The 21,457-nt window shown below is 42.3% G+C and carries 19 protein-coding genes and 1 pseudogene; 8 read left to right on the top strand and 12 right to left on the bottom strand.

Translation table 11 applies throughout. From position 1 onward, the window contains the following. Positions 1-319 precede the first annotated feature (319 nt). The 4 genes from ffh to L6494_RS08205 all read left to right on the top strand — a co-directional run bounded on the left by ffh (position 320) and on the right by L6494_RS08205 (position 3,659). Positions 320-1,789 carry a signal recognition particle protein gene (gene ffh / locus L6494_RS08220; RefSeq protein ID WP_237993651.1) on the top strand — a complete coding sequence of 490 codons (1,470 nt, stop codon included), beginning with the start codon at positions 320-322 and terminating at the stop codon, positions 1,787-1,789. Between the two features lie 573 nt (positions 1,790-2,362). Beyond that, on the top strand, positions 2,363-2,623 hold the full coding sequence (rpsP, locus tag L6494_RS08215) for a 30S ribosomal protein S16 (RefSeq protein ID WP_237993648.1): 261 nt from the start codon (positions 2,363-2,365) through the stop codon (positions 2,621-2,623). After that, complete coding sequence (locus L6494_RS08210) at positions 2,586-3,014, top strand: KH domain-containing protein (RefSeq protein ID WP_237993646.1); 429 nt, start codon at positions 2,586-2,588, stop codon at positions 3,012-3,014. Before rpsP ends, L6494_RS08210 begins: the two co-directional genes overlap by 38 nt. Before the next feature lie 75 nt (positions 3,015-3,089). Further along, a complete protein-coding gene (locus L6494_RS08205; protein ID WP_237993644.1) occupies positions 3,090-3,659 on the top strand; it encodes a nucleotidyltransferase family protein in 570 nt (189 codons plus the stop codon). A 229-nt stretch (positions 3,660-3,888) separates the two neighbouring features. On the opposite strand, the gene L6494_RS08200 is transcribed toward L6494_RS08205, so the two are convergent. Continuing rightward, entirely contained in the window at positions 3,889-5,094 is a 1,206-nt protein-coding gene (locus tag L6494_RS08200; protein ID WP_442946987.1) for a DUF4336 domain-containing protein, read from the bottom strand. Positions 5,095-5,207: 113 nt separating this feature from the next. Here L6494_RS08200 and L6494_RS08195 point away from each other — a divergent pair, with 113 nt between their 5' ends. Then, the gene (locus L6494_RS08195) at positions 5,208-5,885 is read left to right on the top strand and encodes an ATP-dependent Zn protease (protein WP_237993642.1); all 678 of its coding nucleotides are present in this window, start codon (positions 5,208-5,210) and stop codon (positions 5,883-5,885) included. 100 nt (positions 5,886-5,985) lie between these two features. Here the strand turns inward: L6494_RS08195 and L6494_RS08190 are convergent, their stop codons facing one another. Then, a complete protein-coding gene (locus tag L6494_RS08190) occupies positions 5,986-6,999 on the bottom strand; it encodes a GGDEF domain-containing protein (protein ID WP_237993639.1) in 1,014 nt (337 codons plus the stop codon). A 968-nt stretch (positions 7,000-7,967) separates the two neighbouring features. Between L6494_RS08190 and L6494_RS08185 the strand changes: the two genes are divergently transcribed. Beyond that, a complete protein-coding gene (locus tag L6494_RS08185; protein WP_237993637.1) occupies positions 7,968-8,144 on the top strand; it encodes a hypothetical protein in 177 nt (58 codons plus the stop codon). A 101-nt stretch (positions 8,145-8,245) separates the two neighbouring features. After that, complete coding sequence (gene alaS, locus L6494_RS08180; RefSeq protein ID WP_237993635.1) at positions 8,246-10,888, top strand: alanine--tRNA ligase; 2,643 nt, start codon at positions 8,246-8,248, stop codon at positions 10,886-10,888. 109 nt (positions 10,889-10,997) lie between these two features. Here alaS and L6494_RS08175 read toward each other — a convergent pair whose 3' ends face one another. The 3 genes and pseudogenes from L6494_RS08175 to L6494_RS08165 form a co-directional block, all read right to left on the bottom strand. Further along, positions 10,998-12,068: an ATP-binding protein gene (locus L6494_RS08175; protein WP_237993633.1), complete on the bottom strand. Its 1,071-nt coding sequence runs from the start codon at positions 12,066-12,068 to the stop codon at positions 10,998-11,000. Positions 12,069-12,074: 6 nt separating this feature from the next. Then, a complete protein-coding gene (locus L6494_RS08170) occupies positions 12,075-13,229 on the bottom strand; it encodes an FIST signal transduction protein (protein WP_237993630.1) in 1,155 nt (384 codons plus the stop codon). 220 nt (positions 13,230-13,449) lie between these two features. Continuing rightward, positions 13,450-13,669 (bottom strand): annotated as a pseudogene (locus L6494_RS08165) (heme ABC transporter ATP-binding protein); the annotation flags it as partial. A 221-nt stretch (positions 13,670-13,890) separates the two neighbouring features. Between L6494_RS08165 and L6494_RS08160 the strand changes: the two are divergent. Further along, on the top strand, positions 13,891-14,385 hold the full coding sequence (locus tag L6494_RS08160) for an ureidoglycolate lyase (protein ID WP_237993628.1): 495 nt from the start codon (positions 13,891-13,893) through the stop codon (positions 14,383-14,385). A gap of 97 nt (positions 14,386-14,482) precedes the next feature. On the opposite strand, the gene purU is transcribed toward L6494_RS08160, so the two are convergent. The 7 genes from purU to L6494_RS08120 all read right to left on the bottom strand — a co-directional run bounded on the left by purU (position 14,483) and on the right by L6494_RS08120 (position 21,426). After that, positions 14,483-15,337 (bottom strand): formyltetrahydrofolate deformylase, encoded by an 855-nt coding sequence (gene purU / locus L6494_RS08155; RefSeq protein WP_237993626.1) that lies wholly within the window; start codon positions 15,335-15,337, stop codon positions 14,483-14,485. A gap of 467 nt (positions 15,338-15,804) precedes the next feature. Further along, positions 15,805-16,425: a DUF4340 domain-containing protein gene (locus L6494_RS08145; protein WP_237993617.1), complete on the bottom strand. Its 621-nt coding sequence runs from the start codon at positions 16,423-16,425 to the stop codon at positions 15,805-15,807. Between the two features lie 237 nt (positions 16,426-16,662). Beyond that, positions 16,663-18,408 (bottom strand): GldG family protein, encoded by a 1,746-nt coding sequence (locus tag L6494_RS08140; protein ID WP_237993615.1) that lies wholly within the window; start codon positions 18,406-18,408, stop codon positions 16,663-16,665. Between the two features lie 234 nt (positions 18,409-18,642). Beyond that, positions 18,643-19,455 (bottom strand): ABC transporter permease, encoded by an 813-nt coding sequence (locus L6494_RS08135; protein WP_237993613.1) that lies wholly within the window; start codon positions 19,453-19,455, stop codon positions 18,643-18,645. Continuing rightward, positions 19,456-20,448 (bottom strand): ABC transporter ATP-binding protein, encoded by a 993-nt coding sequence (locus L6494_RS08130; protein ID WP_237993611.1) that lies wholly within the window; start codon positions 20,446-20,448, stop codon positions 19,456-19,458. Between the two features lie 169 nt (positions 20,449-20,617). Then, complete coding sequence (locus L6494_RS08125; RefSeq protein WP_237993609.1) at positions 20,618-20,836, bottom strand: hypothetical protein; 219 nt, start codon at positions 20,834-20,836, stop codon at positions 20,618-20,620. 14 nt (positions 20,837-20,850) lie between these two features. After that, positions 20,851-21,426, bottom strand: coding sequence for a Uma2 family endonuclease (locus tag L6494_RS08120; protein WP_237993607.1), 576 nt, complete (start codon positions 21,424-21,426; stop codon positions 20,851-20,853). Between the last annotated feature and the right edge of the window lie 31 nt (positions 21,427-21,457).

Below are 21,457 nucleotides of genomic sequence, written 5' to 3'. Positions count from 1 at the left end.
AGTTATTTAATTTTGACTTTTGACTTTTGACCAAAGAAAAAAGGATACAAGCCCCTAAATTTATTTATGGAGAAGAAAAAAGTGAAACAGCATTAATTCAAGCCCCCGGATTTATCCGTGGGGTATTTAATTTTGAATTTTGAATTTTGAATTTTGAATTGGAGCGAAGCGACTTGACTTGATTTGTCACTCATCCCCCATTCCAAGTCGGGTAAAAAACTACTAAGCTGGTAGATAGCACATTAAAAATTGAAATTTGCTGAATCGCACTGATCAGTGATTCGGACATCCCCATCGGCTCAATAACTGTAACTAAGATATGTTTGACGCATTAGCTGACCGTTTAGAATCCGCCTGGAAGAAACTACGCGGACAAGATAAAATTTCTGAATCTAATATCCAAGATGCTTTGCGGGAAGTGCGCCGCGCCCTGTTGGAAGCAGATGTCAACCTCCAAGTAGTCAAAGATTTTATTAGCGAAGTTGAAGCCAAGGCGCAGGGGGCCGAAGTTATTAGTGGTGTGCGACCTGACCAGCAGTTCATCAAAATTGTTTACGATGAGCTAGTGCAGGTGATGGGTGAGGAAAATGTCCCCCTCGCAGAAGTTGAACAAAAACCAACTGTAGTTTTGATGGCTGGTTTACAAGGTACTGGTAAAACCACAGCCACAGCTAAGTTAGCCTTACATTTACGAAAATTAGATCGCAGTTGTTTGTTAGTAGCTACAGACGTGTATCGTCCCGCCGCTATTGACCAGTTAATCACCCTGGGTAAACAAATTGATGTACCAGTTTTTGAACTGGGAAGCGATGCAGACCCCGTAGAAATTGCCCGCCAAGGCGTTGAACGCGCCAAGGCTGAAGGCGTAAACACGGTAATTATTGATACGGCTGGTCGTCTGCAAATTGACCAAGACATGATGGCGGAATTAGCCCGCATCAAAGCCACCGTCCAACCCCACGAAACTCTGTTAGTAGTGGATGCGATGACGGGTCAAGAAGCTGCTAACCTAACCCGCACCTTCCATGAGCAAATCGGCATTACTGGGGCAATTCTCACCAAGATGGACGGTGATAGCCGTGGTGGTGCGGCCTTGTCAGTGCGGCAAATTTCCGGTGCGCCAATTAAATTTGTGGGTGTGGGTGAAAAAGTCGAAGCCTTACAACCTTTTTACCCAGACCGCATGGCTTCACGGATTCTCGGTATGGGTGACGTTCTCACCTTAGTAGAAAAAGCTCAGGAAGAAATTGACCTGGCCGATGCTGAACAAATGCAGGAGAAAATCCTGTCAGCAAAATTCGACTTTACAGATTTTGTTAAGCAACTGCGCCTGTTAAAGAACATGGGTTCTCTGGGTGGAATCATGAAGATGATTCCAGGGATGGGCAAACTTTCAGATGATCAGCTCAAACAGGGTGAAACCCAGCTGAAACGCTGTGAAGCCATGATTAATTCCATGACCATGCAAGAACGCCGCGACCCTGATTTATTAGCTAGTTCACCCAGCCGGCGGCGGCGGATTGCCGGTGGTTCAGGCTACAGAGAATCAGATGTAAGTAAACTGGTAGCAGATTTCCAAAAAATGCGATCGCTCATGCAGCAAATGGGTCAAGGTCGCTTCCCCGGAATGCCAGGAATGCCAGGAATGCCGGGAATGTCAGGAATGTTTGGCGGTGGCGGTATGACCGATCGCCCCTCAGCCCCCGGTTGGCGCGGTTACAATAGTGGTGCTGGCACTAAGAAGAAAAAACCCAAAGATAAGAAGAAAAAAGGGTTTGGGAATTTGTAAGGTAGGTGACAGGTTACAGGTGACAGGTGACAGGTTACAGGTTACAGGTTACAGAGGTTATTCACTGCGTGACGCTAGCGCGTAGCTTGCTTTGCTACGCAACGCTACCGCGAACTGCGGAAGAGTACAATTTTGAATTTTGAATTTTGAATTTATCGGAAAAAGTTAGGTTTAATACCGTACTTCTCTCCGAGACGCTGACGCGAACGTCCCGCTCCGCGAACGCCCCTGGTGGGCGTTCGCGTTAGCGTCTCGTAGAGAAAAAAGCCTTGTTTCCCTTGGCGCAGCCTCTGTCTACGACACGCTCCGCGTTCGCGTAGCGTCCCGCAGGGAACGTAGAGAAGGCAGGTAAAAACCCCACCCCTTGTGGGTGGCTGAATTAATTGCGAATTGCGTTAGCGGAGCGGGACGTTAGTCCATTGCGAATTGCGAATTGGTTTTATATTTCTCCCTAGACTCATAGCGGTAAACCTTGGGCAAGTGCTAAAATTAGCATTTCAGTATTAGGAAGTTCTGAATTCAAAATAGGTGCTTCCTGAAATTATCCACAAACAGGAGAATAATTCTTCAACCATGATCAAATTGCGCTTGAAGCGATACGGTAAAAAGCGGGAAGCGAGCTACCGCATTGTCGCTATGAATAGTCTCTCTCGCCGCGATGGTCGTCCTTTAGAAGAACTGGGATTCTACAACCCTAGAACCGATGAAGTCCGATTGGATGTTCCCGGCATCGTCAAGCGACTACAACAAGGCGCACAACCCACTGACACCGTCCGTAGCATCTTAAGAAAAGCCAATGTCTTTGAACAGGTCAGTGTTACAACCGAATCATAATCCCACAGCAGCAACAGCTAGCCCTAACTATGTTGGGCTAGTAAAGTTTTTGATGCAGCCATTTTTAGAATCTCCAGAGTCTTTAAGTGTTGATTGTGAAATTTCTCAAGCTCTCAAACGGGTTTGGATTCGCATTGCCTTTGACAGTACCGACAAAGGGAAAGTCTTTGGCCGAGGTGGACGGAATATTCAGGCTATTCGGACAGTGATTGCAGCTGCGGCAGGACTGTCTCAACAATCAGTTTACCTGGATATCTACGGCAACACCACTCCAGGAAGGGAAGGGATGTCTTTTGAGGAAGACCAGCAAGAGCGATCGCCTTCGCCTACTCCTCGAACACTAGAACAACAGAACTTATCAAGACCTGTTGTGAAACCCCGCATCCGCTAAGTTAAAAATAAATCAGAAGCCTGAGCGGTCGGACTTACTTCCGCTCAGAAACTTCCCTCCAGCATTAAGAGGAAATTGACAAACTTTGCTCTCATTTTAGCGGCGGGTAAATCTACTCGTATGGGAATCTGCAAAGCCTCACTACCTTGGGGTGCAGGTCTAACTTTATTAACTTATCAACTAGAACAGTGGTTAAGTATCGGCTTTACTCCTGTGGTAGTGTTAGGTTTACATAATATTGACCGACAAAAGGATTGTCTTGTTGGTAGTTTAACGGTGATTAATCCTCATAGTCATGCTGGGAAAACAACTTCTATTTTGACAGGGTTAGAACATATTCCCTACAATTTTAAAATTTTAGCAATTTCCGCAGTTGACCAACCCAGAGAAGCAAAGATTTATCAACAACTATTACAAGCACATCAAGAAAATTCAGCCTTAATTACTGCACCCATATATCAAAATAAAATGGGGCATCCTATATTGTTTGCTCATCAAATGCGATCGCACTTAGCAAATATTCGCGAGGAAACTCTAGGTTTACGTCACATTATCCAAGAATTTCACAGCGTAATTAACAAAGTTGCTTTTGATGATCCGGCTGTATTATTGGATATCAATACGCGGGAAGAGTATAGGGGATAGGGGACAGGTGACAGGTGACAGGTGACAGAGGATAGGGGACTTCCAGATAAAAAAATATCCAAACTGTAGGGTGCGTCAGTGCGATAGAACCTAACTATACTCAGAAATTATTCATACTGACGCACCCTACCCAACCATCAATTGCGGATAATTTATTTTTTGGTGTTCCCTAGGGGATAGGTGACAGGTGAAAGAGGAGAGAGTCAGTCTAATGTCCCTTCCCAATTTTCTACACCTGAGTTTTAGCTGGTGTGGCGATACCTCGCTGCACTAGATTGCTTTCTAATTCTTTGATGAATTGCATATCTGTTTCTAGTAGAGGTTGGTTACTGAAGTTAGAGGGGTTTTTCTCCAAAAAAGCAAATGCTTGACGGAATTCATCGGGACTAGCTGCAAAGGGTGCATCAAAATGACAGGCAATAATTTGCTGAAAGTCCCATTTTGCGACTTGATTCGCCCAGTTGAGTACCTGGGTTGGTGCTTGGGGAAGAATTAGGGTTTGTAAAATGGGGGCTACAAATGGTCTGCCATTACCTCGCAGTGCTGTAAATGACTGCTGCCAATTTTCTTGCCAGTGAAATGGAAATAAGCCCAAGTACGCCTTTGGTGAGTGATCTGGTGCTTGCATTGCATCACGTAACATATCCCCCAGTCTAGTAATTTGCAGCGCACTGGGACGAAAGTAAATGGCAAATAAACAAATGCGCTGCCACCCTTGGCGGCGGTTGGTGGCGTTATCTGCAATTACTTGGTGTGCGTGTTCTCTGGCGTGGAATAGCAAAGGGTAGGGGTCTAATTGGCTGATGTCTGGTGGATCTTCTGATACGGATAAAACTATATCAGTTACAAGTAGAGTCCGCGATCGCTTATGGAACATCGCCACTTCTACAAACGAGCCTCGTCCTAAGTTAATGTCTAAAATTGCATAGTCCAACTCATCAGCAAAAGGAACTTGGCTACTATCTTCTGGTAGTACCTGGGTGCGCTTTGGCGGAAACCCTAACCAACTCAGAGGCAGATTAAAGGGGAAACTCCACTGATGGGGGGCAACAAATACCTGGGCTTGGGGAAAGCATCTAGCAAAGGGGCCAACAAAGACTTTATGTTCTAAACCTGAACTAGTTGGCAGAATAATATACTTAACTTCTCCGTGCTGGGCTACCAAATCTCTAACAAGTTTGACACACTCTGGAGTTGCTGCCACAGGTGCATAAACCAACAAACCACCTGCTTCTAGCTTGATCACAGTCATCCGAATGGGGACTATGGTGTAGAGGATGCCGTGCAACTGGTCAAATGTCCAAATTTTGTCTTTAACTACTTCTCGGCAAAGCGTCCGCCTTCTACCGTAGGGATAAAGTGGCAAAGCCGGCCAGAACGGCCATAACCAATCTCTAGGATTCTCACCCTGCGACTCTACCCGTGTTTTCATCATCGTTCAACTATTTCATGCTCCTTTCTCATTTCTAGCATTGAGCATTTAACAATATAATTAAGGAAGATTAAGCACAAAATACTTAAAATCGCGTTTCATTACGAATTACGAATATGAGCCAAACTGCCCTCAATCTAGTTGCTATATCTGTTTTTCTGATAACGCTATCGACATTGTTGGGGCCGTTAATTAACTTATCCCCTACCATCCCAGCGATCGCTACTTTCACTATTTTGGGTATAGCCACAGTTGATAGTTTCAGCTTGCAAGGTAAGGGGGGGACGATTGTTTTAGATTGGATTGCGCGATTTTCTCCACAACACCGCGATCGCATTATTCACCATGAAGCTGGACATTTCCTCGTCGCCCACCTTTTGGGGATTCCCGTCACAGGTTATACTCTCAGCGCGTGGGAAGCATGGAAAAAAGGTCAATCTGGCCAAGGTGGGGTGACTTTTGATGACCAAGAATTAGCTTTGCAGTTAGAGAAAGGTACAATTAGTACCCAAATGGTGGATCGTTACTGCACTGTTTGGATGGCGGGTATTGCAGCTGAAAACTTAGTCTTTGATCGGGCTGAAGGTGGTGCTGATGATCAGAGTAAATTAGCTAGTGTTTTAAAGATTTTAGGTTTTTCAGCGTCAGCCTATCAGCAGAAACAAAGATTTCACGCCCTACAAGCGAAAACTCTCTTACAAGAAAATTTGTCCAGTTACAAAGCTTTAGTCCAAGTTATGGGACAACGCGGTACAGTTACAGATTGCCAAAATGCGATTGTGAAAGGGGTGTAAGGGTGTAAGGGTGTAAGGGTGTAAGGGTGTAAGGGTGTAAGGGTGTAAGGGTTTAGAATTCTTCCTCACTTTCCCCCTATACCCCTATACCCCTATACCCCTATGAAACTGCTTCCAGGTTGGAGACTTGGGAGTATTGTTCCCAGCCAATGACTTGGTTTCGTCCAGCTGCTTTAGCCGCCAAGAGACACTGATCAGCACGATGTAATAAGTTCATTCCTTTTTCATCATCATCAGGTTGGAAACAAGCTACACCTAAACTAATGGTGATATGCAGATGTAAGTTACTGTTGATAGCAAAGGGTTGTTCTCTAACTATACGATTGAGACGTTCAGCTACTGTCATTGCTTCGTCACCATTTGTATGAGGTAAAAGCACTACAAACTCCTCACCACCGTAACGGAATGCTATATCCTGACTACGTAGATTGTGACGGAGACGGCTACACAGCAATTGCAAAAGGCGATCGCCAACTAAATGCCCATGTTGATCGTTAACTTTTTTAAAGAAGTCTACATCTATAATAATTAAGCTCAAGGAAATATCTTGAGTGCGGGCTTTGTTGATTTGTCTGGGTAAATCCCATTCTAAAGCACGACGATTGTTTAAATCTGTTAGTGAATCTGCTAAGGCGATCGCTGAGAGAATATCATTTGTATTCATCAGATCGCGGTACTTTTGGACTTTTCGCACACCAACTGTTAATTGACTAAGAATTAAGCTTTTAGTTGCAGTTGTTAGGCGATCGTTTGTTTCTTCAGTTAATAACCAAATATAAGCATCTGCACCTTGATTTAGTGCGTTAGCAGTCATCTCAAACTCCCATTCCCAACCGCGTTGACTTTTCTTGACTAGCTGCTGAGGACGATCCTCTATCAAAATACAATGTATCCAGGATAGCTGGTTTTGTTCTTTTAACCAGCTACAAATTTTTATGCTACCCTTCCAACTTGTCTGCACAAATATGATATCGGGCTGCACATTTTGGATGTGCGACACCGCCTGATTAAAATCACTAATCACTTTTAAATTAAAAGTGTTGGCATCATGAATTTGATCGGGAAGTGTGGCAAGAAAGTTATGACTTCCAAAGACCAGAATGCTGGTTTTCATTGGTGTGCTTTTTGCCTTTATTCTTGCTAATATTCAACTTTATTTTTCCAAGACCTTATATATTTATTATTCTCCAAAAATATTTGTATTTATCTATACAGTTTTACTTCTAAATAAGTAAAAGCTTAAAAATTTAATATCCTCTTAATACATTTAATAAAACATATAAAAACCTGGGCTATTCCCACATATTCTGATTAGATAAAACTTCCTTGTTTATTTTTAAAACAGTAAAAATACTGAATATTCTCCCAAGAAATCATATTAATTATGTATTTATGAGGTTATGATAATTTCACTGAATTTAAAATACCCATAAAGTTATAATTTAAGTTTCCAATAAACCCAAATTTAACTTACCTTTAATATCATAGTAACCTTAATCTAAAGCATCAGTAATAATAACTAAAAAGGTATCTCTTTAATCTTGTGGTATACATAAAACTTCTAAGTGTTTATGCTTAATTTTATGTTTTTTTCCTGGAAAATACCTAAAAAATACCAAAACAAAATTGTAATTTTAGATACTTTTTTAAATGTAAAATTTTAATAAAACTCATTCAAAAATACGAATAGAAATAGTGATTGTACACAGTTTAAAAGCCCATTAAATAAATTATTTATTAAAGCTAGCTAGGCATCAGTAAATATAATGATTACATTCGCAAACTGCAAGTTATTTAAAGTATGTTTAATTGTTCATGTATTGCAAATAATGAAAATTTATATTTTTAAAGAAAATGATTTCAGTAAACTCGCCTATACTGAATTTTCTCACGCCATTAACTAAAGCCATAGATCAATTAGAAATTGAAGAATTATGTCTTGATCCTGCATCTGTTCCAAGATAGATTACTGAAATCGCGCAGAGATGGAAGTGCTGAAGCGGTGCAAATTTGTGGCAGACAAGGGAAACAAAATGCAAAAATAGATAAAGTGCTGAGTTGTGAGTGTTAGCAGAGGGGTGCGTGAGCAGCGTTCTGAGTAAAAATACTAGCCTAAGCACCTCTATTCCCGGTTCGGATAACTTAGTCATGCTTCCAAGAGTCGTTGAACCCCACCCCCAACCCCTCCCCGTTTACGGGGAGGGGAGAAGAGGAGTAGCGATCGCTGGGGAGTTTCAATCTGGTTTCATTAGCCATTAAGCGGACATGATATAACCATTATTTCTTTTGACTTTTGACTTTTGACTTCACGGCGGTACTAGCTTTTACCTTTAAATAAAATTAGTTTGTCATTTCTTCCCATGTCTTCAAACCCCCAGTCCATCGGCGGTAACGAAATCCGCGCTCAATTCCTTAACTTCTATACCCAAAGGGGACACCAACCGTTACCTAGTGCGTCCCTTGTACCAGAAGATCCAACTGTGCTGTTGACGATCGCGGGGATGCTACCATTTAAACCGATATTCCTGGGGCAGCGCACACCAGATTTTAACCGGGCGACAACTTCCCAAAAGTGCATCCGTACTAATGATATTGAAAATGTCGGACGCACTAAACGGCATCATACATTTTTTGAGATGCTGGGTAACTTCAGTTTTGGTGACTATTTTAAAGAACAAGCGATCGCCTGGGGTTGGGAAATTTCCACAGAAGTTTTTGGCTTACCCAAAGAACGCCTAGTAGTTAGCGTCTATGAAGAAGATGACGAAGCCTTTGCTATCTGGCGGGATCAAATTGGTGTAACGGAAGCCAGAATTAAGCGTATGGGTGCAGATGATAACTTTTGGGTATCCGGCCCCACTGGCCCCTGTGGCCCTTGTTCCGAAATTTATTACGACTTCCACCCAGAACGGGGCGATGACAATATAGATTTAGAAGATGACACCCGGTTTATCGAGTTTTATAACTTGGTATTCATGCAATACAACCGGGATACAGAGGGTAACTTAACACCTCTGCAAAATAAAAACATCGATACTGGTATGGGTTTGGAGAGAATGGCGCAAATTCTCCAAAAAGTGCCGAATAATTATGAAACAGACTTAATTTTCCCGATTATCGAAACAGCCGCCAAAATCGCGGGGATTGATTACCACAACAGCGATGAGAACACCAAAGTTTCCCTAAAAGTCATTGGGGATCATGTCCGTTCCGTTGTCCACATGATTGCTGATGAAATCCGCGCCTCCAATGTGGGGAGGGGTTATATATTGCGGCGATTAATTCGGCGGGTGGTGCGTCATGGGCGATTAATTGGTATTACTGGGGAATTTATTAACCAAGTCGCTGAAACTGCGATCGCTCTTTCTGAATCAGCATACCCCAATGTCCGCCAACGGGAAGCAGGAATCAAAGCGGAACTGCAACGGGAAGAAGCCAATTTCCTCAAAACTTTAGATAGAGGTGAGAAACTCCTAGAAGAAATTATCCAACAGGTGAAACAGCAAGGACAAACCCAAATTAGTGGTGAAAGTGCTTTCACCCTTTATGATACCTACGGTTTCCCCCTAGAACTCACTCAAGAAGTCGCTGAGGAAAACCACCTCACTGTTGATGAAGCTGGCTTTAATGTCGAGATGCAAAAGCAAGTTGAACGCGCCAAAGCCGCCCACGAAACCATCGACTTAACAGTGCAAGGTTCTCTCGACAAACTCGCTGAACACATCCACGCCACCGAGTTTATAGGATATGAGCAACCAGCAGCAACGGCGAAAGTCGAAGTTTTATTAGTAGGTGGAGTTTCCCAAGAAGAAGCCGAAGCTGGAACAGACGTGCAGATTGTCCTCAACCAAACGCCATTCTATGCTGAATCAGGGGGACAAATCGGCGATCGCGGTTATATTTCCGGCGACGGCGTGGTTGTACGTGTGGAAGATGTGAAGAAAGAATCCGATTTCTTTGTCCACTTTGGACGCATCGAACGCGGTACACTGCGCGTAGGCGATAGCGTCACCGCCCAAATTGATCGCGCTTGTCGTCGTCGCGCCCAAGCTAACCATACAGCAACTCACCTCCTCCAAGCAGCGTTAAAGAAATTTGTGGATGAGGGGATATCTCAAGCCGGTTCTTTAGTTTCCTTCGACAGATTGCGCTTTGACTTCAACTGTCCCCGTGGTTTAACTCCAGAGGAAATCCAACAAGTTGAAGAACAGATTAACACCTGGATTGCTGAAGCCCACGCCGCCAAAATCGAAGTATTACCCTTAGCTGAAGCTAAAGCTAGAGGTGCTGTAGCTATGTTTGGGGAAAAATACGGTGATGAAGTCCGCGTCATCGATTTTTCTGGTGTGTCGATGGAATTATGTGGAGGTACGCACGTCAGTAATACTGCGGAGATTGGCGTATTCAAGATTATTACTGAAGCTGGCGTGGCTTCTGGAGTACGACGGATTGAAGGTGTTTCCGGCCCAGCTATCCTAGATTACTTGAATGTACGGGATAAAGTAGTTAAAGATTTAAGCGATCGCTTTAAAGTCAAACCCGAAGAACTACCAGACAGAATCACTACTTTACAAACGGAACTGAGAAACGCTGAGAAGCAACTAGAAACGCTGAAAGGACAATTAGCGATCGCTAAATCAGACAGCTTGCTCCAAACAGCGACAACTTTAGGCGACCATAAAATCATCGTCGCCGAGTTAGAAGGCGTTGACCCCGAATCATTGAAAACCGCAGCCGAACGCTTACTGCAAAAAATCGGTAACGGTGCAGTGGTGTTAGGTTCTGTTCCCGAAGCGGGGAAAGTCAGCTTAGTTGCAGCCTTTAGTCCAGAAGTGAACAAGAAAGGCTTACAGGCGGGTAAATTTGTTGGTGCTGTGGCGAAAATCTGCGGCGGTGGCGGCGGTGGTAGACCAAACCTCGCGCAAGCCGGCGGACGCGACGCAAGTAAGTTACCAGCAGCATTGGAACAGGCGCAGAGTGATTTAAGGTCTGCGTTGGGTTAGTTTTTCTGAGTAGTCAAGAAAATCTGTAAGAATTTTTAGGATGGGTTAGGGATAAGCCTAACCCATCGCTTATTTTTGGGATGAAACAAAACCATGTTGTATTGCAGATTCACTGTTTAAGAGGAATTTGAATAATAAACTCTGTACCTTTTGCCATTTTAGAGAAACAATCCAACCTACCCCGGTGTTTCTCAATGATAATTTGATAACTGATCGCCATGCCCATGCCTGTGCCTTTACCAACAGGTTTTGTTGTGAAGAACGGATTAAATATCTTCTGCCGAACCTGTTCAGGCATACCCAACCCATTATCAGCGATCGCTATTTTTGCCCATTGTGAATCAATGATAGATGTACTAATTGTTATACAACCAGAGTTATGTTGATTTTCATGTGGTGTTTGTTGGGAATAAAGTTCTTCTATTGCATCGATCGCATTAGCCAAAATATTCATAAACACCTGATTCAATTGCCCTGCAAAACAAGGGACTTGGGGCAACTGCCCATAGTGCTTAATTACAGTAATGCCGGGAAAATCATCTTTAGCCTTTAACCGATGTTGCAGGATCATCAACGTACTATCTAAGCCATCGTGCAAATTTGCTTTTTTGTATTCTGCTTCGTCCAACCGCGAGAAAGTGCGTAATCCTAAGACAATATTACTGATGCGATCGCTCCCCGTCTTCATTGAATTCAAAAGCTGGAACAAATCCTTAACAACAAAGTCAAGTTCCAATTCTTTAATCAGGTATTGAATCCTATCATCTGGCTCAGGGTATATCTCATGATAGAGATTAAGCACATCTATCAAACTCTGCACATAGCTACAAGCATAATCAATATTGCCATGAATAAAGTTAATGGGGTTATTAATTTCATGTGCAATGCCTGCTACCAAAACTCCTAAGGCCGACATCTTTTCAGATTCCACCAGTTTTGCTTGTATCATTTGCAGATTATTGAATGCTTCCTGTAGCTCCTGGCTACGGGTTTCAGCTTCTGCTCGCGATTTTTCTAACCCTTGAATGACTCTGTTGACTAACTTTGATTGGATTTCATAGGAGTTTTCTAATTCCACTCGGTTGGATTCCGATCGCTCCAATTTTTTCTGCAACAGACGATTGTGCTTTTCTAAGTCTTTCACCCGTTGTTGCAGTTGCTCACAAGAAGGATTATCCATGCTCGATTACTCCACTCCCAACAGCAGAGTTACAAAAGTTTCATTGTGAAATTGCGCTGCACCATTTGGGCGCAATGGTGCAATTTCACCATAAGTATAAAAACCAGCACAAGTTGTCCCAGCAGGTATTTCCGGTTGCAATACTTGATACTCTTCCTTGGTTCTAGTTCCTAGTACGTGCATTCGCCCCGTGCAGGAGAAGAATAACGCTACGGTTGGCTGTGTTCCAGGATAATGTTCAATCGCTTGCTGCATGGAGAGGCGAGCCGAATTCACCATTTCATCTCGGTTAGATCGTACAACTTGAACTTCCGAGTGGAGCGGAATATCTGCAAAAAAGGTAATGCTGCCAGAGGTTTGGTCGTAGTCTCCATTGGAGGTTCTCATGTACCAACTATCTCGGTTGGGTTCAAAGACTGCTAATCGATAGGCTGGAGAGGGGCGAATGTCGCCTAAATAATCTCGATAGAACTCCAAGGCAGGTTGTCCATCGACTTCATAAAGCACATTACCCGCGACTTTCGTGGCCGTTCCTTTTTTGCCAACTGGTGTCCAGCCACTTGATACTCCATGTCCCCAAAGTACATGACCTGAGAGTAACAGGATGGGGAGGGCATCACTGAGGATTTCTTGTCCAAAAAATTGGTAGGTTTGCTTAAATTGCCATTGGTCACAGGTTGTGCCACCGACAATGGGGACTTCTGCACCCAAGGCTTGCTGTAACCCTTGCAGGATTGAGAGTCCACTAGTGGTCAGACTTTCGGGAGTGGTAATGCACAGAGCGGTTGGACACTGAGTCTGTGCTTGGGCAGTTTGGACAGTTTTTCGGGCGATCGCTATAGGATCGGAGGAGACATGACGACCAACTGCCGCATGAAATTCTATTTCATCAGAACAAAATAGAATTAAGATGAGAGAGTCTTGCTGAAACTCTAAAACTGAGGACATTTCACCGTCGGTTGTCCCACCAATTAATTGAATGCCTGGGAAGGTCTGATGAATACACCCTAAGATTTCAGCATGATCAAAATCTAGGCCGGCTAGCAAAATCCCGGACTGAGGTTTCATGCCAGCTAGTCCAGTCAGGCATTGCTCCAATACTTCCGTGATCACCACATCAGTATCTGGATCGTTACTGTGTCCAACTACTGCTTTTAGCATTACTTCCTCATATCCTCTCTGTATTGTTGTTCAACAATTGCTGTTCCTTAGTGTTCAGGATACCCAAACTGATTATTTTCATACAATATCCGCTACTTTTAGCTCAACCTAAATATTGGCAAAAAGCATTTTGCTTAAACTCATATAAAGAAATATAACCCCATATCTACTTATAAATATATCTGCTGAGACAAATGACTTTTGACTTCCGCGTAACGTACTAGCCCTCGCCCATCAACAAACCAATCGCCTCAATTGTGGCGGTTTGTGCGTTCAAAATCGCCACAATTGTACATTACCGCAATGCGATCGCTCATTGCCATGACTAGTTCTAAATAAGTATAAATATACACAATTGCCGCGCCGCGATGCCTGCGGCGGGCTGTGCCTACGCGTTCTCTTAACAACCGTGAATGTATCGCAGATGTCGCCCCCACATCTGTGCGATCGCTATTTTAAACTCTCCGTTGCCACTCTTGATTCTTGGGGTTTTCGTTCGCTGGCTGCAAGCTTTCAACAGTGAATAGTAGCAAAGGTAACTGAACCATACAAGACAAATTGACGGCGACTGAAATCAAGTGTCATACAACCTGAGATTAATAGTCATTTTGTTACTACAATAATCTAAAGTTGTAAGTGTTATTTGAGAAAATATGCTTTTATGAATACATCACAAACAGTAGAACAATTACACGCACAGTTAATTACACCAGAAAATTTTCGGCGTTATGGACAAGTAATTTTTCCTAGTAACGATGGTAAAGCTTTTGATTTAGAGGATGCCCAACTCAACTTAAAAAATGGCACTCCGCGCTTTTATATTATGCGACTAAACAAGCGAGGGAGCAAGTTTTATAAAATTACTCGCCATGTGCAGTGTACACAATGTTTAGGTTCTTTAGAAGGAAAAGATTGGCTAATTGCAGTTTGTCCCCCCCATAATGATGTGAGTGAACCAGTATTAGCAGAAATGGCTGCTTTCCGCATTCCAGGCAATTGTTTTATTAAGTTAAATGAAGGAACTTGGCACGCTGGCCCATATTTTGAACATGAGTTTGTAGATTTTTATAATTTAGAACTCGCTGATACAAATGTCGTAGATCATTTCATTCATGATTTTCTTAATAGTCATCAACTAGAATTTGAGATGATTTAATATCGGAATCCGATTTTATTTTGGAAATATAGGTGGCTTTGCCGATAATATCTAACCTTTGGTGAGCAAAACCCAACCTATATTACTGAATTACGAATTATTCAAACACTACTGTTCTATTACCGTATACTAAGACTCGATTTTGTAAATGTAAACGTACTGCTCTAGCTAACACCACTCGTTCTAAATCTTTGCCTTTTCTAATTAAATCTTCAACTTCATCACGGTGGCTAACTCTGACTACATCCTGCTCAATAATTGGCCCTGCATCTAATTCAGCAGTAGCGTAGTGAGCAGTTGCACCAATGACTTTAACACCCCTTTCAAAAGCTCGATGATAGGGATTAGCACCAACAAATGCAGGTAAAAATGAGTGATGTATATTAATAATTTGAGGGAATTTAGAAATAAAATCTGGAGTAACAATTTGCATATATTTAGCTAAAACAACTAAATCAATTTTGTATTTTTGGAGTAATTCTAGTTGTTTTGCTTCTTGTTCTGGTTTGTTGTCTTTATTAATAGGGATGTGATGAAAGTCGATACTAAATTGGTCTGCAATTGGTTTTAAATTAGCATGATTACTAATAATTAAAGAGATTTCCGCAGACATTTCTTGAGCGCGTTGTCGCCAAATCAAATCATAAAGACAATGGTCTTGACGACTTACCCAAATAGCAATGCGGGGGACTGTATCAGAAAAGTGCAGTTCCCATTTAGCACCTAAAGGGTGAGAAATCGCATTAAATGCAGGCCCAATTAATTCTCGCGGTAAATTAAAGCCCTTTAACTGCCATTCTATACGGGAGAGAAATAACCCAGCCGCAAAGTCTGTATGTTGATCAGCGTGGATAATATTACCACCATTGGAATAGATAAAATTGGCAATTTTTGCTACTAGTCCCCGTTGATCTGGGCAAGAAATCAGTAAAGTTGCTGTGGAATTGCTCATATATAAATGTTGAGTAATCAATAATTAAAAATATCTCTCAAAAGAGAAATTAAAAAAAGAATTAATTTTTAATTTTCTATCAATAATGATTATCAGTCGAGTATGATTTCAGTATCAACACAAGTAAATCAATATCTCATCTATATGAGAAGTTATGAAAATTTCATCTCTCACTTTCCGCCACTTTTTTACATTGCAATAGTATTTTACCTAGTAATAGCTTACTTTTTATTTAAAAAATGGTTATTTTTCTTCCTGGAAGATAAAGAAATGAGTTCAAGTCAACGCTCTATATCTCGCTTAATTATAGGCATTGTTACTGTTTTTTGGCCAATCATAGTTCCCATAGCGTATTTAGAATTGTTAAATTTACATATGAAATATAAAAAAGAGATAGATTTTTTAATAAATCAAACAGATATCAGAATTACTGATGATAACTGCTAAATTAGATTATTTCATATTAATTATTGACTTTGAGTTGGAGTTGGTTCAGTGGTGCTGGGTGTAGGTGTTTGCTCAACCTGATTTGTGGGTTGTTTCCATTCAGATAATTCCCGATTTACCGCATTTTCAAAATCGGTAGATACCAACAGTAGATTTATATTACCGTTAGCTTGGGTAATTGGATCAACTTGAGCATAGACAAAACGACGGTTAAAATCAGCTTTACCTAAGATTATCTGATGAGTTTTTTGATTCTTCAGTTTAATGTTGATAGTCGCCTGGGGTTGATTTAAACCAAAGTCTCCAGTTTGATTAGCAGGAACAAGTAGATCGCGATCGCTCTTCCCCTTAATCAACAAATCCATTAAATAAGAAACAATAGCATCATTTGCAGGCTCTGACACAGGAGATTTAAGCAACCACTTAGGTTGAGGCTGAGGGTTGCGTTCCAAATTCAAGGTCAGTTTTGGAGTCTTTATAGTCAAAGCCTGCACATCATCTTCCGCAAAAGAGAAAATTTGTTGCTGATTCGCCTTAGCTTCTTCGCGCTGAGTTGCACCTTGAATTTCATAGAAATAAACAAACCCTCCCAAACCCAACGCCAGCAACATTAAAATCAAAGTCGTCTTTGGTAATTTCATAGTCAATAATCATTAGTCATTATTTCTTCCTATCACCTGTCACCTATCACCTCTCCCCTATCACCTCTCCCCTATCACCTGTCACCTGTCACCTGTCACCTGTCACCTGTCACCTGTCACCTGTCACCTATCACCTGTCACCTATCACCTCTCCCCTATCACCTGTCACCTATCACCTCTCCCCTATCACCTGTCACCTGTCACCTGTCACCTGTCACCTATCACCTATTACCACCCCTATCTCCGTTTCCACCAAATAGCAACGGCGGCGATAAAGCCAATTAAGGGTAAAACTATTACAGAAGATAAAGTGAGAAAGTTGGCTTGGGCGGCTGACATTGTGATACGGCGGTTTTTCGGTTCTTTGGGACGAATCGAAAGGGGTTGTTGATCTTGTTGACTTAGCCAGGTGACTGAGTTGAGGAATACATCACCATTGAGTTGCTGTTGGAATATGTTGTCTGTGGCAAAATCTGAGTTACCTATCACTACTAACCTTGATTCAGTAGTAGGTTTTTCGGATTGCTGTTCCGTTTGGGGAGTTTCAGTAGGAGTAGGAGTAGGAGTAGGACTAGCTTGATTTTGGGGTGTGGGTAATGTAGTCGGTGAAGGAGTAGGACTAGCTTGATTTTCAGGTGTTGGTGAAGTAGTTGGTGAAGGTGTAGGACTAGCCTGATTTTCGGGTGTTGGTGAAGTAGTTGGTGCAGGTGTGGGTGAGGGTTTGGCTGGTATTGTTTTACTTAAAGCCACGCCTAGAGTTAGAGGCCCTTTGAGGTCTTTGTCAGGGTTAAACTCTAATTTTTCACTTTGGAGGTCGCTTTCTGCCCAACTATCAGGATAAGGTTTAGTTTGCAGTAGAGGAGTAGACTGCACACCAGGGACTGGAGTAATTTCCAGAGGTCTAGCTAGACGATAAAAAGAAATACCGTTGCGAAAATCTTGAGTAATGGGGTGTTGTCCGTAATCTCTCACGATAGGTGCAGCCGGGCCAAGTCCTACACCAGCACCGGAGACATCCACTGCCAAACGATCATCTAGACGCACCCCCCACTCTTGTAGCAAACTGTTGAGATTGGGGTTGGTATTGGGGTCAACCATGAGTAACACGTTGCCACCACGATTAAGATAAGCTTGTAAAGCTTTGACCTCAGCATCAAATAGTTCGCGTTCGGGGCCAGCCACAACTACAACATCAGCATCATCAGGAACTTTGGGATTATCTGTCAGACTTAACGCTGAAGCGGTGTAACTTTTATCACTTAAACCTTGAATAGCTTGTGACATTCCCCCTTCACCAGCAACAATAGGATTTTCGCCATGACCTTGGAGGAAATAAACTTTGGCAGTGCGATCGCTATATAGTTGTTGCAGTTTATTAGTTAACTTAATCTCTGACAGGCGTTCATTGACATTTACTGATTGTACTAATTGCCGCTTGTCGCCAGCTTCTAGATATACTTCCCCGTAATCTTTCACACCAAATTTTTCTGCTAATCCCGGTCTACTTTGGGGATCAACATACTCAAACTGAAATTTTGAACTTTGGCGGCGATAATTTGCCAACAGTTCCCTATCTTGAGGATTTTGGTTAACATCAAACACCCAAAGCTTAATCGGTTGCTTGAGGTTACGGACTAATTCCTGTGATTGGGGGGAAATAGTAAACAATTGCGTATCTGTTAAATCTGTACGCACTTGGTAGCGAGTCGCTAAAAAGTTAATCAATCCGACGATTACCAATACCGCCAGAGTGGCGACCAAAGCATTAGTACCAGCCTGAGTAGAACGTTGTTTCCACCATTGACTTCGCTGACTTTGCCAAACTACCCACAATCCACAGATAATAATTCCCGTAATTAGCAGCACTAGGGGAATTACGCCCCAACTTTCAGCCACTAACCCAGCCGTTAAACCCGCTACAGTGAAAAACGGCCCCAGTAAGAATAAATATTTCCAAAGTTGTTTTTGTTTAATAGTTGTCATTTTATTTAGTCATCATTCATTATTCATTAGGTCTGAAACCAGAAGAACCCCACCCCGCCACAGCTACGCTTTGTCTCCCCTCCCCGTTCACGGGGAGGGGTTGGGGGTGGGGTTTCATTTCCTTGTCCCCAATCCCCAGTCCCCAGTCCCCTGTCACCGTTCGGCTGACGCTCACGGCGTTCGCGCTAGCGTCCCGCAGGGAAGCCTGTCACCTGTCACCTGTCACCTAAACCCCTATTGTCTCTGAAATCTCAACGCATCAATTGATTGCGCTGTGAGGAAGATACCTAAAAAGATGTAACTGCCAAATAAAACTAAGGAACTACTATCAAAGATGCCTTGAATCATTGTGTTGTAATGTTTTAACAGAGAAAAATGACCAACAATTTCACCTATTGGCCCACCAATACTTTTAGCAATTAAATCAACAAATAATAACAATATAACTAAAGCAAAAGTGAAAACAGCAGAGAGGATTGTACTGTCTGTTAAAGAAGAAATAAACATTCCTAAAGATAAAATTGCTGACGCTAGCAAGATTAACCCCAAATGTCCTACTAAGGGAATTACAGGTGATAGAGGCGGATTAGAACTACTAATAGCGATCGCTTCAAATACCATTAACGGTAAAATCAAAGTAGTAAAAAATGTCACCACCCCTAACAATTTACCGACAGCTACAGCCCAGTTAGTAATAGGGGAGGTGGCTAGGAGTTCTAAAGTTCCCCGTTTGCGTTCTTCAGCATAGAGTCCCATTGAGAGAATCGGCAAAATAAATAACAATAGCCAACCCATGCGGTCTAAAAATGCTTTGATAAATTCGTAGGGGACATCAATAGGTGGGACTGGGACGTTTAATTGTTGTCCTTGTAAATCGATAAAGGCGACGGCTGGTAATATCCCATCCGGCCCCAGCAAAATCATCACTAAAAATAAACCGCCGATCAACCAAAACACGCCTGCGATCGCATAAGCTAAAGGCGAGACAAAATAAGTCTGTAACTCTCGCCGATAAATGGCAATAATGTTACTCAGGACTATACCCATTTACGCTGTTTCTCCTTCACTAGCTGCTGATTCATCAATTGTGGCTAAATTTTTTTCTTCCCTGGTTAGTTGCAAGAATACATCTTCGAGGGTGGCACTAACACGCCGCATTTCATGCAAACTAAATCCAGAACTGACTAAAGTTGTAGCTATATCTTTTCCTGGTTCGCTTCCCGCCTGTGAAAGCACCCGCAAGTAGGAACGGTTTTCTCTAGGATCATTCACAGGTACAGACTCTACCAAATTTACACCCGCGATGTTTTGCAATACCTGCTTGGCTAGGGCGGCTTCTCCTTCAATCTCCAACTCATAGCCTGCGCCGCCTGTCAACTGCGTCATCAGATTTTCTGGTGTATTAGTTGCGACCACCTGACCGCGATTAATGATGGTGACGCGGTTACAGGTCATACTCACCTCTGGGAGAATGTGGGTAGACAGGATAACTGTGTGAGTCCCGGCGAGGCTTTTAATTAAGTTGCGTACCTCAATAATTTGTCGGGGGTCAAGTCCCACCGTCGGTTCATCTAAAATAATCGCCGGGGGATCATGAACGATCGCCTGAGCAATCCCCACCCGTTGACGATATCCTTTAGATAACTTGCGAATAATTACCTGACTTTTTTCTTGCAAATTGCAACGTTTGATAGCTGCTTTCACCTTGGCGGCGCGATCGCCTGCTGATATACCTTTAATATGGGCGACAAAATGCAGAAATCCCTCCACCGTCATCTCTGGATATAACGGCGGCGTTTCCGGTAAATAGCCAATGCGTTGACGCACAGCCAAAGAACTTTCATGGACATCAAAGCCAGCAATTTTAGCTGTACCACTACTAGCTGGGAGATAACCCGCCAAAATTCGCATCGTTGTAGTTTTTCCCGCGCCATTCGGCCCCAGAAACCCTACAATTTCCCCCGGTTCAACGTTAAAAGTAACATCAGTAATTGCTGAGGTAGAACCGTAAATTTTACTGAGATGTTCAACTTCAATCATCGGTTATTTGGCGATCGCAACTTAAACTAGGGTACTCAACAATAGTGACATTTTACCGACACTCTTTGTGAGTGCAAGGGTAATTGCTGACTGCTTGACGCTAGAAACACCCCACAAGTTGCCAATCTACCAGAAATTGGTTTACCTTAGTCCACCCAGGCGCAATTCCCTAGGAGACGGGAAAAGAAGGTTTATATAGCCCAAATTTTAATCTTGCAGGCTTTATTTTAATATATAAAATAATATTAACTATTTGATTAGATACTCCTAAAATTTCTGCAAATTTCGTGCTATCGATATCTAAATCATCTAGAATATCTGCAATTACTTCACCAGGATGTATTGGTCTGACTAATCTAGTATCAGTCATATCTTGCCAATTATCCATAACTAAAAAATAAATTACCAAATCATTCCCAAATTCAAAACGAAACCGTTTAAAACATCTTCCCCTGATACTGTAACAGGAGATTCCAAAACCTCAACTTCCTTACCTTGTTTATAAATTTCTACCTGACGAGATTTACGATTAATTAATAAACCTAACCGCACACCATTGTCTATATATTCCCTCATCTTTTCCTGTGCAACCTTCAAACTATCACTTGGCAAAAGTAACTCAATGACAAAATCAGGACAAATGGGGGGAAACTTTTCTTTTTGCTCTTCAGTTAAACTATTCCATCTTGACAACTTTATCCAAGCAGCATCAGGTGAACGATCGCCACCATTAGGCAATTTAAAACAAGTAGAAGAATCAAAGGCAATGCCAGTACCATCAGCATCAGTCCAATTCATTACTTGTTGAGTAATTCTAGCGTTTTTATTTCCCGTTTCTCCCCCCGTGGGTGGCATGATAATTAATTCTCCCGTAGCAGTGCGTTCAAATTTCAAGTCACGGTTTACTTGACATAGATTAAAAAATTGCTCATCTGTCAGTTCCAATACTGATTGAAGGTTGACGGTTAAAGCATTCATGGTGATATTCCAGACTGAAAGATTAAGGCAG

It is taken from the genome of Nostoc sp. UHCC 0870, from assembly GCF_022063185.1.
GTDB lineage: Bacteria > Cyanobacteriota > Cyanobacteriia > Cyanobacteriales > Nostocaceae > Trichormus.
Note: the sequence above shows the minus strand (reverse complement) of the source record. Positions and strands in the feature narration are given on the sequence as shown.

What these genes read in the sequence shown, in the direction of transcription:
- ffh (WP_237993651.1), top strand. Translation starts at nt 320, where the DNA reads ATGTTTGACGCATTAGCTGACCGTTTAGAATCCGCCTGGAAGAAACTA.
- rpsP (WP_237993648.1), top strand. Translation starts at nt 2,363, where the DNA reads ATGATCAAATTGCGCTTGAAGCGATACGGTAAAAAGCGGGAAGCGAGC.
- L6494_RS08210 (WP_237993646.1), top strand. Translation starts at nt 2,586, where the DNA reads ATGTCTTTGAACAGGTCAGTGTTACAACCGAATCATAATCCCACAGCA.
- L6494_RS08200 (WP_442946987.1), bottom strand. Translation starts at nt 5,094, where the DNA reads ATGATGAAAACACGGGTAGAGTCGCAGGGTGAGAATCCTAGAGATTGG.
- L6494_RS08195 (WP_237993642.1), top strand. Translation starts at nt 5,208, where the DNA reads ATGAGCCAAACTGCCCTCAATCTAGTTGCTATATCTGTTTTTCTGATA.
- L6494_RS08190 (WP_237993639.1), bottom strand. Translation starts at nt 6,999, where the DNA reads ATGAAAACCAGCATTCTGGTCTTTGGAAGTCATAACTTTCTTGCCACA.
- alaS (WP_237993635.1), top strand. Translation starts at nt 8,246, where the DNA reads ATGTCTTCAAACCCCCAGTCCATCGGCGGTAACGAAATCCGCGCTCAA.
- L6494_RS08175 (WP_237993633.1), bottom strand. Translation starts at nt 12,068, where the DNA reads ATGGATAATCCTTCTTGTGAGCAACTGCAACAACGGGTGAAAGACTTA.
- L6494_RS08170 (WP_237993630.1), bottom strand. Translation starts at nt 13,229, where the DNA reads ATGCTAAAAGCAGTAGTTGGACACAGTAACGATCCAGATACTGATGTG.
- L6494_RS08160 (WP_237993628.1), top strand. Translation starts at nt 13,891, where the DNA reads ATGAATACATCACAAACAGTAGAACAATTACACGCACAGTTAATTACA.
- purU (WP_237993626.1), bottom strand. Translation starts at nt 15,337, where the DNA reads ATGAGCAATTCCACAGCAACTTTACTGATTTCTTGCCCAGATCAACGG.
- L6494_RS08145 (WP_237993617.1), bottom strand. Translation starts at nt 16,425, where the DNA reads ATGAAATTACCAAAGACGACTTTGATTTTAATGTTGCTGGCGTTGGGT.
- L6494_RS08140 (WP_237993615.1), bottom strand. Translation starts at nt 18,408, where the DNA reads ATGACAACTATTAAACAAAAACAACTTTGGAAATATTTATTCTTACTG.
- L6494_RS08135 (WP_237993613.1), bottom strand. Translation starts at nt 19,455, where the DNA reads ATGGGTATAGTCCTGAGTAACATTATTGCCATTTATCGGCGAGAGTTA.
- L6494_RS08130 (WP_237993611.1), bottom strand. Translation starts at nt 20,448, where the DNA reads ATGATTGAAGTTGAACATCTCAGTAAAATTTACGGTTCTACCTCAGCA.
- L6494_RS08125 (WP_237993609.1), bottom strand. Translation starts at nt 20,836, where the DNA reads ATGGATAATTGGCAAGATATGACTGATACTAGATTAGTCAGACCAATA.
- L6494_RS08120 (WP_237993607.1), bottom strand. Translation starts at nt 21,426, where the DNA reads ATGAATGCTTTAACCGTCAACCTTCAATCAGTATTGGAACTGACAGAT.